The following is a 17,018-nucleotide window of genomic DNA, read 5'->3' as shown; positions in this document are numbered from 1 at the left end:
AGGCGACACCGGGGCTGACCCGGCGTCACAGGAATGTCAGTTGTCTGATACGATGGTCTTGCGGCCGCCGCCGGTCAAGATTTCCGCAAAGCCGCCCTTCTCGTGTATGGAGAAGACGACGATCGGAATGGAATTTTCGCGTGCAAGCGCCACGGCGGCGACGTCCATGACGGCCAGCCCCTTTTCGAGCACCTGACTATGGGTCAGGTGATCGAAGCGTTCAGCATCGGGGAACTTCTTCGGATCGGCGGAATAGATGCCATCGACCTGCGTTCCCTTAAAGATCGCTTCGGCGCCCATTTCGGCGGCACGCAGCGCAGCTGCAGAATCCGTCGTGAAGAACGGATTGCCGGTGCCACCGGCGAAGATGACCACGCGGCCGAGCGAGAGGTGGTAGAGCGTGGCGCGTTGCGAGAAGCTTTCGCAGATTTCCGGCATGGAGATGGCCGAGAGCACGACGGTATCGATATTGAGCTTGCGCAGCGATGTCGCCAGCGCCAGCGCATTGATGACCGTGCCGAGCATGCCCATGTGGTCGCCGGTCACGCGGTCGCCGCCCTTGGAAGCCACGGCTACCCCGCGGAAGATATTGCCGCCGCCGACCACGACGCCGACTTCGACACCCATGGCGCGCGCCTGTGCGATATCACCGGCAATCCGGTCCGCGACCGTGACATCGATACCAAAACCCTGGCTGCCCATCAGAGCTTCACCAGAGGCCTTGAGCAACACGCGCTTGTAGATCGGCTGGGACATCGTAGCTCCTTGAAGTGATCATCGGGGGAATGATTGTGAAAGCCGGATACACGAAGGGCACCGCGTTGTCACGCGATGCCCATACGTTTTCCCTGATATGGTTTCACCAAACCGGAATATGTCCCTTTTCGACCGTGCTTTTCCGCACTTCTTCAAATTGCGGAAAAGCCCTATCGTTTTGTTTCCTTACGCATTCCGAACGGAAAACCGCTACGCACTTTTCCTGGAAATGCTCAGATCAGCCCTTGGCGACAGCCGCAACTTCTGCGGCGAAATCGCTTTCTTCCTTCTCGACGCCTTCGCCGAGCAGCAGGCGGGCCATGCCGGTGATTTCGATCGGGGCACCGGCGGTCTTTTCAGCTTCCTTGAGGGCAGCACCGACCGTCAGGTCCGGATTGATGACGAAAGCCTGCGACAGAAGAGCGACTTCCTCGAAGAACTTGCGCATGCGGCCTTCGACCATCTTTTCGATGATGGCTTCCGGCTTGCCGGATTCGCGGGACTGTTCGATGAAGACGTTGCGTTCGCGCTCGGCGACGGCTGCGTCGACTTCTTCGGCGCGGATAGCCAGCGGGTTCGTAGCAGCGATGTGCATGGCGATCTGGCGGCCGATCGAGGTCAGAACGGCCTTGTCACCGACCGACTTCAAGGCGACCAGAACGCCGAGCTTGCCGATACCGTCGCCAGCAGCGTTATGGATGTAGGTCGCTACAACGCCATGCTCGACTTCCAGCTTGGCGGCACGACGGAGCGTCATGTTCTCGCCGATGGTGGCGATCGCGTCCTTGATGGCGTCGGCGACCGGCTTGCCGGATGCGGGATAGGTCGCAGCCGAAATGGCTTCAACGGTACCGTCGGTGGACAGCGCAACTTCAGCGATACCGCGAGCGAGGTCCTGGAAGGCATCGTTACGGGCAACGAAGTCGGTTTCGGAGTTGAGCTCGACAACAACGGCCTTGTGACCAGCGCCGGCAATGGCGATCAGGCCTTCAGCGGCGGTGCGGCCGGATTTCTTGTCGGCCTTGGAGATGCCCTTGGCGCGCAGCCAGTCGATCGCGGCTTCGATATCGCCGTTCGTCTCGGTCAGCGCCTTCTTGCAGTCCATCATGCCTGCGCCAGACTTTTCGCGCAGTTCTTTCACCAGTGCAGCCGTAATCTCGGTCATAAGCTTCCTCTTGTCGGTTCATACGGTGCGGCAAACGGCTTGAGCGGAAGCGGCACCGATTTGAGGGACGAAATGTACCCGTAAGTATGACAGCGTTATGAAACCGCGTCATACTGTGGAATTCTTGATTGGAACATGCCTGGATTTTCCGCCCAGGCGAGGCGTTATCAAAAACGCGATAAGGCCGCTCGAACTTCTTGAAGTCGCAAACGGCCTTATCCCGGATATCAATGCGCTTGGGCGGGCAATCTTCTGCCCGCCGCTTGGCGCGATCAGGCTTCGGTGCCGTCCGCCAGGGTCGGCTCGACCGGAGCTTCTTCGGAAGCGCCGAGGTCACGGCCCGATGCGCTCTGCTGGCGAGCGATACCGTCGATGGCAGCGCGCGAGATCAGGTCGCAGTAAAGAGCGATGGCGCGCGAAGCGTCGTCGTTGCCCGGGATCGGATAGTCGATCAGGTCCGGATCGCAGTTCGAGTCGATGATGGCGACGACCGGGATGCCGAGGCGCTTGGCTTCGTCGATCGCGATCTTTTCCTTGTTGGTGTCGATGATGAACATCAGGTCCGGCGTGCCGCCCATGTCCTTGATACCGCCGAGGGCCTTGTCGAGCTTTTCGCGCTCGCGCTCGAGGTTCAGACGCTCCTTCTTGGTGAAGCCCTGGGCTTCGCCGGAGAGGATTTCGTCGAGCTTGCGCAGGCGCTGGATCGAGTTGGAGATCGTCTTCCAGTTGGTCATCATGCCGCCGAGCCAGCGGGCGTTGACGTAGTACTGAGCCGAACGCTTCGCGCTGTCGGCGATCAGTTCGGACGCCTGGCGCTTGGTGCCGACGAACAGAACGCGGCCGCCGCGGGCAACGGTGTCGCTGACAACCTGCAGAGCGCGGCTCAGCATCGGAACCGTCTGGGCGAGGTCGATGATGTGGATGTTGTTACGATCGCCGAAAATGTACGGCTTCATCTTCGGGTTCCAGCGGTGCGTCTGGTGGCCGAAGTGAACACCTGCTTCGAGAAGCTGGCGCATAGAAAAATCGGGCAATGCCATGCCTTTGTATCCTTTTCCGGTTGAACCTCCGCAAGGCGAACAGCATCCTCTTCGAGAATGCCACCGGGCGGAAAAATCCGGATTTCTCCCGGACAATCCCATGCCTTACGTGTGGAATGCGGGTGCCCATACCTTCGATTCGCTTGGAATGCAAGGCTTTTGGATCAAAAAAACAATCTCGCCATGCCCTCAGCTGGCCAATTTATCAAGAAGCGCCAGCATGACATTGGCATCCGGCATAGGCAATACGGCATCGATCTCGGCCGGCAGCAGGCCGGCGATGGCATTGTCGGCATCGCCGGTCGCGGTGCCGAGCGGTCCGCGGAAACCGTGCCTGGTCCAGGCGAGCTCCTGCAATCGCGGGCTGACGAGAGCTTCGATCATGCGATCGACCTGTTCGTCGATCGCGATCAACGGATGCGCGGAATAGACGGTTGGATGCGGATAGAGCACGACGGGCTTGGCGCTGTTGCTCGCCTGAACCCTCTTCCAACGCTGCGGATCGGCGATGATCCATTCCACCAGCTGATTCTCGTAGCCGACGATCATCGGTTCACCGCCGATGCCGCCCGCGAGATACTGTTCGAACAGCTTGCCCGATGAAGACGACTTGAAACCCATGTTGCGGAAGATCGCCTGGGCCTTGTCCCCGAACTGCGCCAGAGCGTCCGGGCCTGCGACGTTGCCGCTCAGGAGGCTGAGCACCAGGCCGGAAAACATGAAGCCGGAATTGGAGCGATTCGGATCGGTCGACACGATTCGGGCCTGGCCATAGAGCGAGTTGACACCGAGCTTCGACCAGTTCGTGCCGGCAAGCACGGCATCCAGCAGCGCCTTGAGATCAAGCTGGTGCTGCCCCTCCGGCGTCGTGTTGACGAGCCCCGCCTTGGTCAGTCCATCGACGACCGGCTGCCAGGAATAGACGACGACGGGCGTGTTGAGGATGACGCGGTCGTTGCGGATCTTAATGCCATTCTGCCGGGCGATATCGACCATGATCGACGAGGATGGCCAGAGGAAGGCGGGATTCTGCGACAGAAGCGCCTGCTCCCGCACCATTTCCACGGAGCCTGCGACGCGGCTGTTGATCTCAAGGCCATGACTGTGCAGTGCCGATACCACGTCGGCATCGGCAAGGAATGCCTCCTTCTCGCCGCCGATGAAGCCGAAGAGCTTGCTGCTGTTGCCGAGCAGCCCCTGCAGCTCCGGCCTGTCCTTGACGGCGAAATAGCCTCCGGTCCCTGCGACACCGGCGGCAAGAAGCCCTACTCCAAAAGCGCGGCGAGAAATGGCCATCAGCGTCCTATATCCTCTTTGAGTGAGGCCTGTATGAGGCGCAGCTCCGTATCAAGCGTATCGAGCCTGTCTTCGATCAGGCTGTCGGAATAGTGTACGAAAGCATCTTCCAGTTTGGTCAGAACGAGACCGACTTCCTGAAGGCGCGCAACATCCGGCTGGCGTTTCGCCTCGATGACGGCAAAGCCCTCCGCCACCTCCGCGGCCCGGGGCAGATAGTAGCTGAGGAACCGCCTGACGGTGCCGGCGCTTTCCGGATTGGCTTCCACCTTCGCAAAGACGTCCGCGGCGATCTCCGCCAGATGCCGCACCCGTTTTGCCACATCCTTGCTGCCGATCTGGTTCGCCGATGCTTCCAGCCTTTCGGCCGCGGGAGCAGCCGTGCTCAACAGGTCGCGGGCGAACTCCAGACGCCCCCTGCCGATCGCCTTCGCATCCAGCCCCTCGAACATGCGCTTAGGTGCAAGGACGAAAATCAGGCCGACGAAGACCAAAAGACCGATGATGGCGGCAATCCATATCGGCATGCCGGCAAGAAAGCTGAGCACGGGAACGACGATCGCGGCGGCAAGCCCCGCCACGATCCAATTCCAGTCATTGCCGAACCAATTGCGCATTATCGTCCTAGAGCAATTCCACCAAAAGCGCGAAGCGGTTTTGCGTCCGGAATTGCGTGAAAACAAAGAGATAGAGCATTTCTGTGACTCCGTTCAGAACAGAAATGCTCTAGTTATAGCCGCGCACCGCCCGGAATGCGCTGACCAGATCACCACGGCCGTCGAAGACGCGCGCCGAGGTCTCCTGCGCGAGCGCATCGAGCTGCCGCTTGTCGGCATCGCCGAAGGTGATGCCGAACACTGGCACATGCGGGCTTACAGATGCCCACCGGCTCATGAAATAGCCATTCCCATCATCGGATTTTCCATCCGTCATGATGACGATCGCGGGCAAGTAGGATGACAGCTCTTGCGTCGACTTCATCCAGTCGAGCGCCTTGCTCGCACAGGCATACATATCAGTACCTCCACCCGCATGCTGACGCGAGACCCTTTCGACCAACATCTTTTGCTGATCGGGCCTCCCCGTCGCCTCGATCGTGGTGCGCACATTGGCGTCAAAGGGAATGACGATGATGCGATCGGCTGGCGTCCATTGCGCCAGGACCTTGCCTGTTTCTTCCGGGTTGAACAGGAATTGCATGGCCGCCTGAAGCTGTTCTTCGCCCTTGCCCGCCATCGAGCCCGAAAAATCGAGGCAGAGAGCCGTCAGCGAAGGCTTGCGCAGCGCCACCTGATAAAGATCAAGCGCCTGGCGGATCATGGCAGGCTCCGGCATGCGGATGGCCGTCACGATCCGGGTCGGATCGAAATTCCATGTCAGGTCCGGCTTGGCGGCAATATCGGAGAGCGGGATGCGGCGACCCGTATCGGCAATGCGTTTCTGCACTGGCGCGGAACGCAGATAGTCGACGAGCTGGTTGAAGAAGGTCTCGAGCTCCTGCCCTCGCCCATGATCGACAAAGCCGATAGGCGAATCGGCGACGACGACGCCATCGGCGGGGTAGATGGCATAGAGTGGCTCCTTGCCCATGCCGGCAAGCTTGTCATTGGTTTCCTTCAGAATCGCTTCGTAATTCCACATGGCGTCGTAAAGCACACCCTTGCCGGCGGAGTCGGTATAGAGATCTGCAAGCCAGCCCGACGAGCCCGAAGAACGCTCCACACCGCCAAGCAGCGCGCGAACCGTGCTCTGGACATCCGGCTTGTCGAGATCGCCCGGCTCTATCACCGGTTTGTTGCCGAGCGCACTCGACAGCATGGCAAGATAGGCACTGGCGCCGGAATTGGATTGCGTGGCCGATGTCATGAGAAACTTCAGCGAACCGCTTTTCACTGCCGCCAGTATGTCCTTCATATAGACCGGCTTGCCGACCCAGCCGAGCGCCTCGGCTTTGGATTTGCGCACGCCGAGAATAACAGGCATCTGCGCGACCGATGTCAGCGACTTCACGCGACGCTTGGTGTCGAACATATCGACCCAGACGCTCGACGCCGGCCAGACGGCATCCTGTTCGACGCCCTGTTCGCTCTGGAGTGCCAGACCGATATCCAGCGTACCCTCATAGCTGAAGCTGCAAGTCGCCTTCTTCTCCTTGCAGAACTCTTCGACGATCGGCTGCAGGACGGTGTTTTCAGAACCGGAAATGATCGAGAATTTCGAGACCTGCTCGCCGACATTGCAGCTGCTCAACAGGAGTGTGCCTGCCAGCGTCAGCGCGGTAGCAAAAGTGCGGATTGCCATGGGTTCACCGCGCCTCGATCATCGCCTTCTTGAGCTCAATGGTCATTTTCTGCATTCGCTGCTCGGCCTCGGCCCGCTTGGCGCGGCCATCCTCCTGCACCTTCAGGACGCCACCGATCGTGTCGATCAGATCGCGGTTGGCGGCAGCAAGCGTGTCGATGTCGACGATACCGCGCTGCGATTGCTGTTCTATGGCAATCGCCTGATCCTTCATCATTTTCGATGCCTGGCGGATCATGTCGTTGGTGGCGTCGGTGACGGTCCTCTGCAGTTCGAGCGCGGACTTCTGCTGGGTCAGGCCCAGCAGGATCACCATCTTCTGCTTCCAGGCCGGCACGGTCAGTGCCGACGTCGCCTGCAGGTTCTCGATCAGGGTTTCGTCACCGGCCTGAACGATACGGATCTGCGGCAATTGCTGAATGCCGAGTTGGCGCGCCTGCTGCAGGTAGAAGACCCGCTTTTCCAACCGGTCGAGAGCCTGGAGGCTGTCCTGATAGACCTGCGCTTCCAGCATGCCGCCGCCGGGATTGGCCGAAGCCGCATCAGCGGCACTTTTCAGCCGGGGAAGCTCCGTCGCGCGGAAGCGCTCGGCAAACGTCTTTCCAGCCTGCACATAGGCGTCGAGCTGTACGATGGATTGCTTGGTCTCCTCATGCAGGTCATCGAGGAGAGCGATATCGCGGCGCAGAATGTCTTTGTGGCGATCAAGCTCCAGTCCGATGCGGTCGATCTGGCCAGCCACGTCCTCGAACTGCTCCTTGAAACGCTCCAGCTTCGCCCTGAACGAGGAAAACATCCGCGATAGGAAGCCCTCGTCCTTCAACGAGGCAGGATCGAGCTTCTTCGACTTGACGATGATATCGGTCAGCAACTTGCCGACTTCGCCGAGATCGCGGTTGCGCACCTCGCGCAGGATACGATCGGAATAATCGGAAACGGCCTGCTGGGCACGGTCGCCATAGACGGAAATGCCGGCCCTGTCGGTCAGATCTATGCTGTCGCCGATGCGGGCGATTTCCGCCGGATCGGCCGTGACGACCGGCAGCGTATTATTGGAACTCGTGGAGATACCGGTATTGCTCATAGGTCGTGCTTTCTCGTCCATAGACTCGGGAGCCGACCGCAAAAATTGCCAATCGCCCCAAGACGATGCCCCCGCGCGCCCCACTACAATTTCAGATCGAAGCAGAGGGAATCTGCACTTACTTCTGCGTGTCGATCGTTTCACACAATAGTGAAACTTGGATCACAGTTTTATGACAGAGGTTTTGCACGTTGAACGAGAGTCTATTGGCACGCCTTCGTACCGAGAACTTCAAGCTTGGTGAGCTTGCCGGTCAGCACGAAGTCACCATAATCCATGGTGAGGTCGCGCGTGATGCCGTTCTCGTAGAGTTTAAAGGACATCCGGTAGACGGGCATGGCGTCGCCGGTGGACTTTTCGTTGAAATAAGCCACGGTCACCGGCCAAAAAGGCGCCTTGGAGAAGGCGCCAGCCTTGTCGGCATCGGGATCATCGGTCGCCGGCGTCTGTTCCTTGCCGACGACGGTGGTGGCGATCAGCGGCTTGTCCCCATCGTCGGAACCGTCGAAAACTTGCGCCTCGAAGAAATTCTTGCCGAGCTTCGCATTGTGGATAATGTCGAGCATATGCTCCGTCGGGAAACGGCTCTCGATGATCTGGACCTGCTTGTTGTGCGGCTGGGTGAGGTCGACCTTGATGCCCTTCTGGTCGTCGCTTGCGGCGCCGCGCACATCCTTGTCGAGCTGGCTGTCAGTATAGGACTTGGTCTCGAAGCGGAACAGCCGCTTGCCGAGATCCTCGAAGGTCGTCGTCTGCTGGTCGCTGACGCGCGTTGAGTCCCCCGTATCGATCTTCGTCACGAAGCGGAAATTGGTGGTGAATCCGGTGCAATCGGAGCCTTCGAACTCATAGACCATGCGGCCGACCATGCCGGAGATGCCGGAGCGATCGGAGGCATCCTTCAGTTCAAGATCATAGACGGCGCGATGCGCGATCAGCCCGCTCGGACCGGCAGCATGGGCTGCCGAGGTTCCCAGTGACAGAATGCTCAGGCCCGAAACGACGGTAGCAGCAAGACTCGAGCGGAACATTCATTATCTCCTGTTGGACTCGCACGCGATGTTATAAGAACGCTTTCGGCTGAACGAGGCTGCCGATCCTAAGTGACCGAATTTAGTCTTGATGCCGGATTTTTGAAGTTTTTACAACAAAACGGGAGATGAATAATGTCCGACGCTATCGAGGGCCGCCTGAAGGAACTCGGCATCGTTCTGCCGCAAGCTGCAGCACCGGCCGCCAACTACGTTCCCTATGTCATCAGCGGCAATCTTCTCTATCTGTCGGGACAGCTGCCGATGGAAAACGGCAAGATCGGCGTCACGGGTCATCTCGGCAAGGATGTCGATGTTGCCGGCGGACAGCGAGCGGCCGAGCTTTGTGCCATCAATATTCTCGCCCAGGCGAAAGCTGCCCTCGGCGGCGATCTCGGCCGGATCAAGCGGCTGATCAAGCTCAACGGCTTCGTCGCCTCGACGCCCGATTTCGTCGAACAACACCTTGTGATCAACGGCGCATCCAATCTTCTGGCAAACGTGCTTGGCGAAGCCGGCAAGCATGCCCGCGCCGCCGTCGGCATGGCCGCCCTGCCGCTCAATGCCGCCGTTGAAATCGATGCTATTCTGGAAATTGCATAATGAGCGAGCTTGCCTGGTTGACCGAGCGTCCGGTCGCTCACCGCGGCTATCATGACATGAACAAGGAAGTCTGGGAAAATACACTCTCCGCCTTCAGCCGTGCCATCGAGGCGGGCTTTGCCATCGAATGCGACCTACACTACGCCTCCGACGGCGTTCCGGTGGTCTTTCATGACGACGACCTCCAGCGCGTCTGCAATCTGCCGGGCGAAGTGCGCGAACGCACCTCGGCCGAGCTCGGGCTGCTGTCGGTCGGCGGTACCAGGGACAAGATCCCCACGCTGAAGCAGCTCCTGCGGCTCTGCGACGGCAAGGTGCCGCTGGTGCTGGAGCTCAAGGGACGCGAAGGCGATGACGATGGCTTTGCCGAATCCGTGCTCGAAGTGCTGGAAGGCTACAAGGGGCATGTGGCGCTGATGAGCTTCGATCATTGGCTGCTCAAGGACCTCAAGGCGCTGGAAGCGCCCTACCCTGTCGGACTGACGGCTGAAGGAAACAAGCCTGAGACGTTTTTTCAGCATGACGAAGCCATGCATCTTGGGCTAGACTTCATCTCGTACTTCTACGGCCACCTGCCGAACCCCTTTGTTACGGCGCAACGCCAGCGTGGTATTCCGGTCATCACCTGGACCGTGCGCGACGAAGCGGCCCGCAAACATACATTTGCCAATGCAGACCAGATGACCTTCGAAGGTTTTGATCCGCGCCTGGCCTCGTAAATCGGCATCGATTGAAGAAGAGGCTTTGCGCATACCCAAATTGCCGCTGCGCCGACAGTGCGCCCTTCGGGCGGATGGCGCGGCGGTGAGAGCCCCTTCTTTCCTTCCAAGCGCAAGAGTTTGATGACAGACGAATTATCCATTCGAGTCGAACGATCCTTCAAGAATATCGCCCCGGAGAGCTGGTCGAAGCTGGCCGGAGCGTCCAGAACCGGCAGCGTCCTGCCCTACAATCCCTTTGTCTCGCACGCCTTCCTCTCATCGCTTGAGGAGTCCGGTTCCGCCACCGACAAGACCGGCTGGCTCGGCAATCACCTGCTGCTGGAAACCGAAAGCGGCGAATTGCTTGGTGCCGTCGCCGGCTACCTCAAGAGCCATAGCCAGGGCGAATATGTCTTCGACCATGGCTGGGCCGATGCCTTCGAGCGTGCCGGCGGACGCTATTATCCGAAACTGCAATGCTCCATTCCCTTCACGCCCGCCACCGGGCCGCGGCTGCTGGTGGCCGAAGGGCAGGATAGGAGCGTGCTGCAGCCAGCGCTCGCCGAAAGCCTGAAGGAAGTCACGCGGCAGCTCGGCGTTTCCTCAGCGCACATCACCTTTCTGCCTGAGGAGGAAGCCTCGGTTTTCGAAGGCGACGGCTATCTGCATCGTACTGATCAGCAATTTCACTTTATCAACGAGGGCTATGCCGATCACGACGCCTTTCTGGAGACGCTGGCATCGCGTAAACGCAAGGCGCTTAAGAAGGAACGGCGCGCGGCGGTCGAGCGTGGTATCACCATCGACTGGCTGACCGGCAGCGACCTGACGGAAGGCATATGGGACCAGTTCTTTGCCTTCTACATGGATACCGGCAGCCGCAAATGGGGCCGCCCCTATCTCACCCGAAAATTCTATTCGCTGATCGGCGAGCGCATGCCCGACGACATTCTGCTCGTCATGGCGAAGCGCGAAGGACGTTATATCGCCGGCGCTATCAACTTCATTGGCGGTGAAACGCTTTACGGCCGCCATTGGGGCTGCATCGAGGATCACCCCTTCCTGCATTTCGAGGTCTGTTATCACCAGGCAATCGATTTTGCGCTGAGCAAGGGGCTGAAGCGGGTGGAAGCCGGGGCGCAGGGTGAACACAAGCTGGCACGCGGCTATCTTCCAGTGATCACGCATTCGGCGCATTACATTGGCCATCAGGGCCTGCGGCGCGCCGTTGCGGACTATCTGAAGCATGAGCGGGAACAGATAGAGGAGATGAGCGAAATTCTCACCGAGCACAGCCCCTTCCGCAAAGGCGAACGGCAAGATATCTAGCCGTATGGGATAACCATAAACGCAAGACGAGGAGATACCGGATGACCATCCCCGCCTATGACGACAACAATATCTTCGCAAAGATCCTGAAGGGCGATATTCCTTCCTATCGCGTCTACGAGGATGAGCACACGGTCGCCTTCATGGATGTGATGCCGCAGTCGCCTGGCCATACGCTTGTCGTGCCGAAGGCACCCTCGCGCAATATTTTTGATGCCGACCCGGCTGCATTGCAGCAGGCAATCACTGTGGTGCAGAAGATCGCTGTCGCCGTTCGGGAAGCCTTTGATGCCGACGGCGTCTATATCGCGCAGTTTAACGAGCCGCCTGCGGGACAAACCGTCTTCCATCTACATTTCCACGTTATCCCCCGCATCGAGGGCGTCGCGCTGAAGCCGCATTCGGGCAAGATGGAAGATGGCGCTGTATTGGCGGAAAACGCTAGAAAGATCATCGAAGCCTTGGCTTGATCCCGGCAACCTCATCTCATTTATGAGGTATTCCTTATAACCATATAAAAACGGCTGCATTGTCTCCAATGCAGCCGTTTCATTTTTCCTCAAATCACCGATCGGTGATTACTTGCGCGGAACCTTCGGAACCGTGCCTCCGCCCTTGCGCGGTGACTTGCCGTCAGACTCGCCGCTTTCGCTCGAAGTCGAGGCCTTGGCGGAGCGGCCGCTGTCGGCTGCCGTCGCAGCCCTGCCGACGCGGCTTCTGGCCTTGACGGTGACGTCGCCGTCATCCTCTTCCACCTCGGCCGGCACATCACCCACTTCGGCTTCCGGCTTCGGCCGGATCGGAGCGGTGTCGGCGATCGCCTCGAGCAAGATGCCGGTCGAGCCGTCCTCCTTCTTGCCGACTGTGACGTTGACGACGCCGCCCTTCTTCAGCTTGCCGAAGAGGATTTCGTTCGCCAGCGGCTTCTTGATGTTTTCCTGGATGACGCGCGCCAGCGGACGGGCGCCCATCTTGTCGTCGTAACCCTTCTCGGACAGCCAGGCGATGGCGTCCTCGTGCAGATCGAAGGTCACGTTCCGTTCGGAAAGCTGCGCTTCCAGCTGCATGATAAACTTCTGAACGACCTTGTGGATAACGGTCGTCGGCAACGGCGCGAAGGGAATGACCGCATCCAGACGGTTGCGGAATTCCGGCGTGAACAGGCGGTTCAACGCCTCTTCGTCCTCGCCCGTACGCTTGGACGAGCCGAAGCCGATGGCGGCCTTGGCCATTTCCGAAGCGCCCGCATTGGTCGTCATGATCAGGATGACGTTGCGGAAGTCGATCTTCTTGCCGTTATGGTCGGTCAGCGCCCCATGGTCCATGACCTGCAGCAGGATATTGAAGATATCCGGATGCGCCTTCTCGATTTCGTCGAGCAGAACCACGCTGTGCGGATGCTGATCGACGCCGTCGGTCAGCAGGCCACCCTGGTCGAAGCCGACATAGCCGGGAGGTGCACCGAGCAGACGGGAAACCGTATGACGCTCCATGTATTCCGACATGTCGAAGCGCAGCAGCTCAACGCCGAGCGACGAAGCAAGCTGCTTGGCGACTTCGGTCTTACCGACACCGGTCGGGCCGGAGAAGACATAGCAGCCGATCGGCTTGTTCGGTTCGCGCAGGCCCGCACGTGCCAACTTGATCGAGGTCGAAAGCGCTTCGATAGCCGTATCCTGGCCGTAGACCACAGAACGCAGTTCCTGCTCGAGGTTGGCGAGAACCATCTCGTCATCCTTGGACACCGTCTTCGGCGGAATGCGGGCCATGGTCGCAATCGTCGCTTCGATCTCCTTTTCGGTGATCAGCTTGCGGCGCTTGGACGGCGGCAGCAGCATCTGGGCGGCACCCGTCTCGTCGATCACGTCGATCGCCTTATCCGGCAGCTTGCGGTCGGAGATATAGCGAGCCGACAGCTCGACAGCCGTCTTGATGGCGTCGTTCGAGTAGCGCAGGTGGTGATACTCTTCGAAATAGGGCTTCAGGCCCTTCATGATTTCGATGGCATCCTCAATGCTCGGCTCGTTGACGTCGATCTTCTGGAAGCGGCGGACGAGCGCCCGGTCCTTCTCGAAGAACTGGCGGTATTCCTTGTAGGTGGTCGAACCGATGCAACGGATCGCACCCGAGGAAAGGGCCGGCTTCAGCAGGTTCGACGCATCCATCGCGCCGCCGGAGGTGGCGCCCGCACCGATGACGGTGTGGATCTCGTCGATGAACAGCACGGCGCCCGGATACTCCTCGAGCTCCTTGACGACCTGCTTCAGGCGTTCCTCGAAGTCGCCGCGATAACGGGTGCCGGCAAGCAGCGTGCCCATATCGAGCGAAAAGATCGTCGCATCGGCCAGCGCTTCGGGAACCTTGCCCTCGACGATGCGCTTGGCAAGACCTTCGGCAATCGCCGTCTTGCCCACGCCAGGGTCGCCGACATAGAGCGGATTGTTCTTCGAGCGGCGGCACAGCACCTGGATGGTGCGATTGACCTCGGAGTTACGACCGATCAACGGATCGATCTTGCCGTTCTTGGCCTTCTCATTGAGGTTGACGCAATAGGCCTTCAGGGCGTCCTGCTGCTTCTTGCCATTACCCTCCTCCTGCTCGCCGCGGGAGGTCGGCTTGCTTTCGGATTCGCTTTCCTCGGCGCCGCGCGGCGTGCGGGTCTGGGAGGAACCCGGGCGCTTGCCGATGCCGTGAGAGATATAGTTGACCGCGTCATAGCGGGTCATTTCCTGCTCCTGCAGGAAGAAGGCAGCATGGCTTTCCCGCTCCGCGAAAATCGCGACGAGAACGTTGGCGCCCGTCACTTCCTCGCGGCCGGAAGATTGCACATGGATCACGGCGCGCTGGATGACACGCTGGAAGCCGGAAGTCGGCTTCGAGTCCTCATCATAGCCCGTGACCAGGTTGGAGAGTTCATTATCGACGTATTCAGTCAGAGTCTTACGGAGCGCGTCGAGATCAACATTGCACGCGCCCATGACAGCTGCGGCATCGGCGTCGTCTACCAGCGCCAAAAGCAGATGTTCCAGCGTGGCATACTCGTGATGCCGCTCGTTCGCGTAGGTCAGTGCCTGATGCAGCGCCTTCTCAAGACTAGGCGAAAATGTTGGCACGTTCAGATCCTCACTTCTTTTCCATAACACATTGCAGCGGATGCTGGTGCTGCCGGGCAAAGTCCATCACCTGGCTCACCTTCGTTTCGGCTACTTCATATGTATATATCCCGCACTCGCCCACGCCGTGGTTGTGGACATGAAGCATGATGCGGGTGGCACTTTCGAGATCCTTTTGAAAGAAACGCTCCAGGATATGGATCACAAAGTCCATGGGCGTATAGTCATCATTCAGAAGCAGCACGCGGTATAGATTGGGTTTCTTGGTTTTGGGCTTGGTGCGCGTAATCACCGAGGTCCCGCGATTTCCGTTGTCCCCGTTCCTTTCGCTATTGTTTTGCATCCGGATCGGCTCAGCGATCATTTCATTCATTCCTCAAATCATCCGGCAGAAGCTATCGCATTCCGACTTGGCACTGGGTTGGATTCTTCACTTGGTCGGGCCGGATATCCGAACCTCTAACTTAGTTCATATTGGCGTGATTTTAAGCCCCTTGCGGGACACTGCAATCACAATTCGCTGACAAAGGGGGCTGCGGTCAAAAAAGTCGCTGCATATCGCCATGTCGGGTCCGGTGCGCCAAAACGCAAAAGACCGGCCGCGCGTCGCGCAGCCGGTCCTTCCGGAAATTTTGCCTTTCGGCGAAAGTTTAAGCGGCGGTCGCCGTTGCCGCTGCCTTACTGGCAGCCTTCGTTGCAGCCGCGACGGGCGCTTCGTAAGGCTTGTAGGCCGCCTTGGCGAGATCGGCATACATTTCGCCGAGCTTAGTGGCTTCGGCAATGAAGTTTTCATAGGAAGACTTCACATAGCTGCTCTGCAGTTCGAAGGCAGCTTCGAAGCTCTTGACGCCGGCGAGCGTTTCGAAGTGTGCAACACCATCCTGGAAAGACTTCTTGGAGTATTCAGCGGCTTCGGCAGCAATCGCCTGAAAGCCCTTGGTGACATCGGAATAGCTCTTCAGCGCCGTGTCCATGGCTTCCTTGCCCTTCTTGTTCGCTTCATCGAAATTGAACATGCTTCTCCGTCCCTTGTTGGCCGGCCGGCGGCCGGTTTACAGAGATAAAGGTTAAATGCGGCGCACAATTAGTCAAGTAGTCTTGTGCGCCGCAATATCACCTTTCGGTTGCATTTTGGATGACGGCGCGGTGTCGATAGTGATGAGTGCGTCGCATCATTCTGTTTTTCCTAATATATATCATCCCCCCTGCAACCACAGGCTTTGATTAAAATATTGGCATTTGGACAGAAAGAAGCCGAAAGAGATCAGAACGGCAGCGGAATGATCAAATTGACAAACGTCAAAGAAAAAGGCCGCATTTCAATGAAATACGGCCCAAATATTCGATCACTATACGAGATCGATATAATCAGAGATCGACGTCCAGAATAGCCATCGAGAAATTATAGGAGCGGTCGCCATCTTCGTCGTCGATATAGACGACACCCAGAAACTCTTCGCCGAGGTAGACTTCCGCAGAATCGTTCTTGCGCGGGCGGGCCTTCACCACGACCTGCGGGTTGAACGTGCGCTTGAAATAGGCGTCGAGCTTCTTGATTTCTTCGGGCTTCACAATGCTTCTCCGTGAGGATCTCTGTTGGCCGCTTCTTGCATAGGAAAAGCGGCGGTGTAAAGACCGGAACCGCGCATAGCTATCCGGCGACAGCGCAAGCCTCGGAAAATCGGACTGGAATTTCCTAGATTCCTGCACCCATGATCTGGTCAACGATCAATTGCTCGGCGAGCAGCTGATCCATCGAGCGAGAGGGCTCGGAGCACCCTGCTTCTCCGACCACCTTGGCCGGAACGCCGGCAACGGTCGTCTTGGCGGGCACCTCCTTCAGCACCACGGAGCCAGCGGCAATGCGCGAGCAATGGCCGACCTGGATATTACCGAGGATCTTGGCCCCCGCACCGATCAGAACGCCGTGGGCGATCTTCGGATGGCGGTCGCTGCCTTCCTTGCCGGTACCGCCGAGCGTTACCCCATGCAGGATTGAGACGTTGTCGCCGATGACGGCCGTCTCGCCCACGACGAGGCCGGTTGCGTGATCGAGGAATATGCCCTTGCCGATGCGCGCCGCCGGGTTGATATCGGTCTGGAAGACGCTGGAGGAGCGGCTCTGCAGATAGAGCGCGAAATCGCGGCGACCGCGATTATGCAGCCAGTGCGCCAAACGATGTGTCTGTAACGCATGGAAACCCTTGAAATAGAGGACAGGCTCCAGGAACCGCAGGCAAGCGGGATCGCGATCATAGACTGCCTGGATATCGACACGCAGAATCGATCCCCATTCCGGCCAGTCGGCGAGCATTTCCTCAAAGGTCTGCCTCAGGAGAATAGCCTGCATGTCCGGATGGTCGAGGCGCTCGCAGATGCGATAGATGACGCATTCTTCCAGCGAACGATGGTTGATGATCGTCGAATAGAGGAAAGCGGCAAGGAGAGGGTCCTTTTCGGCAGCGGCGCGTGCTTCCTCGCGCATGCTGTCCCAGATCGGGTCCATGACCTTCACCGCGCCCAAGCCTTCAACCTGGCGAATATCCGTTGCTGCGACCATTGGCGGTCTCCCGATTTTCTGTCAGGGATGCATTATATA

Annotated in this window: 17 protein-coding genes; 4 read left to right on the top strand and 13 right to left on the bottom strand. The window is 58.8% G+C overall.

What is annotated here, in order from left to right; genetic code table 11:
- Positions 1-36 precede the first annotated feature (36 nt).
- From pyrH to FBZ97_RS16315, 8 genes are all read right to left on the bottom strand, one after another.
- Positions 37-756, bottom strand: a complete 720-nt coding sequence (gene pyrH, locus FBZ97_RS16350; protein WP_069612088.1) for a UMP kinase — start codon at positions 754-756, stop codon at positions 37-39.
- A gap of 238 nt (positions 757-994) precedes the next feature.
- Positions 995-1,921 carry a translation elongation factor Ts gene (gene tsf / locus FBZ97_RS16345; RefSeq protein ID WP_069612087.1) on the bottom strand — a complete coding sequence of 309 codons (927 nt, stop codon included), beginning with the start codon at positions 1,919-1,921 and terminating at the stop codon, positions 995-997.
- Positions 1,922-2,193: 272 nt separating this feature from the next.
- Positions 2,194-2,961: a 30S ribosomal protein S2 gene (rpsB, locus tag FBZ97_RS16340; RefSeq protein ID WP_047633284.1), complete on the bottom strand. Its 768-nt coding sequence runs from the start codon at positions 2,959-2,961 to the stop codon at positions 2,194-2,196.
- Positions 2,962-3,150: 189 nt separating this feature from the next.
- The gene (locus FBZ97_RS16335) at positions 3,151-4,257 is read right to left on the bottom strand and encodes a substrate-binding domain-containing protein (RefSeq protein WP_145320176.1); all 1,107 of its coding nucleotides are present in this window, start codon (positions 4,255-4,257) and stop codon (positions 3,151-3,153) included.
- Positions 4,257-4,874, bottom strand: a complete 618-nt coding sequence (locus FBZ97_RS16330) for a 5-bromo-4-chloroindolyl phosphate hydrolysis family protein (protein WP_113352596.1) — start codon at positions 4,872-4,874, stop codon at positions 4,257-4,259. Before FBZ97_RS16330 ends, FBZ97_RS16335 begins: the two co-directional genes overlap by 1 nt.
- A 109-nt stretch (positions 4,875-4,983) precedes the next feature.
- A complete protein-coding gene (locus FBZ97_RS16325; RefSeq protein ID WP_145320178.1) occupies positions 4,984-6,558 on the bottom strand; it encodes a substrate-binding domain-containing protein in 1,575 nt (524 codons plus the stop codon).
- A gap of 4 nt (positions 6,559-6,562) precedes the next feature.
- Entirely contained in the window at positions 6,563-7,642 is a 1,080-nt protein-coding gene (locus tag FBZ97_RS16320; protein ID WP_113352598.1) for a toxic anion resistance protein, read from the bottom strand.
- Positions 7,643-7,845: 203 nt separating this feature from the next.
- Positions 7,846-8,673: a cell envelope integrity EipB family protein gene (locus FBZ97_RS16315; RefSeq protein ID WP_145320180.1), complete on the bottom strand. Its 828-nt coding sequence runs from the start codon at positions 8,671-8,673 to the stop codon at positions 7,846-7,848.
- Positions 8,674-8,808: 135 nt separating this feature from the next.
- Here FBZ97_RS16315 and FBZ97_RS16310 point away from each other — a divergent pair, with 135 nt between their 5' ends.
- From FBZ97_RS16310 to FBZ97_RS16295, 4 genes are all read left to right on the top strand, one after another.
- The gene (locus FBZ97_RS16310) at positions 8,809-9,276 is read left to right on the top strand and encodes a RidA family protein (RefSeq protein ID WP_092715564.1); all 468 of its coding nucleotides are present in this window, start codon (positions 8,809-8,811) and stop codon (positions 9,274-9,276) included.
- Complete coding sequence (locus FBZ97_RS16305) at positions 9,276-9,995, top strand: glycerophosphodiester phosphodiesterase (RefSeq protein WP_145320182.1); 720 nt, start codon at positions 9,276-9,278, stop codon at positions 9,993-9,995. The genes FBZ97_RS16310 and FBZ97_RS16305 overlap by 1 nt, the downstream gene beginning before the upstream one ends.
- Positions 9,996-10,118: 123 nt before the next feature.
- On the top strand, positions 10,119-11,306 hold the full coding sequence (locus FBZ97_RS16300; RefSeq protein WP_113333707.1) for a GNAT family N-acetyltransferase: 1,188 nt from the start codon (positions 10,119-10,121) through the stop codon (positions 11,304-11,306).
- Between the two features lie 41 nt (positions 11,307-11,347).
- Positions 11,348-11,776: an HIT family protein gene (locus tag FBZ97_RS16295; protein WP_113389594.1), complete on the top strand. Its 429-nt coding sequence runs from the start codon at positions 11,348-11,350 to the stop codon at positions 11,774-11,776.
- A 108-nt stretch (positions 11,777-11,884) separates the two neighbouring features.
- Here the strand turns inward: FBZ97_RS16295 and clpA are convergent, their stop codons facing one another.
- The 5 genes from clpA to cysE form a co-directional block, all read right to left on the bottom strand.
- Complete coding sequence (clpA, locus tag FBZ97_RS16290) at positions 11,885-14,419, bottom strand: ATP-dependent Clp protease ATP-binding subunit ClpA (RefSeq protein ID WP_145320184.1); 2,535 nt, start codon at positions 14,417-14,419, stop codon at positions 11,885-11,887.
- 10 nt (positions 14,420-14,429) lie between these two features.
- Entirely contained in the window at positions 14,430-14,783 is a 354-nt protein-coding gene (gene clpS, locus FBZ97_RS16285) for an ATP-dependent Clp protease adapter ClpS (RefSeq protein WP_069612294.1), read from the bottom strand.
- A 286-nt stretch (positions 14,784-15,069) separates the two neighbouring features.
- Positions 15,070-15,435: a phasin family protein gene (locus FBZ97_RS16280; RefSeq protein ID WP_145320186.1), complete on the bottom strand. Its 366-nt coding sequence runs from the start codon at positions 15,433-15,435 to the stop codon at positions 15,070-15,072.
- A 352-nt stretch (positions 15,436-15,787) separates the two neighbouring features.
- Entirely contained in the window at positions 15,788-15,991 is a 204-nt protein-coding gene (locus tag FBZ97_RS16275; protein WP_015339784.1) for a DUF3126 family protein, read from the bottom strand.
- Between the two features lie 124 nt (positions 15,992-16,115).
- Positions 16,116-16,979, bottom strand: coding sequence for a serine O-acetyltransferase (gene cysE / locus FBZ97_RS16270; protein WP_113333704.1), 864 nt, complete (start codon positions 16,977-16,979; stop codon positions 16,116-16,118).
- Positions 16,980-17,018 lie beyond the last annotated feature (39 nt).

Origin of the sequence: Rhizobium sp. ERR 942 (assembly GCF_007828395.1) — a bacterium.
GTDB lineage: Bacteria > Pseudomonadota > Alphaproteobacteria > Rhizobiales > Rhizobiaceae > Rhizobium > Rhizobium dioscoreae.
This window is presented reverse-complemented; position numbering and strand designations above follow the sequence as displayed.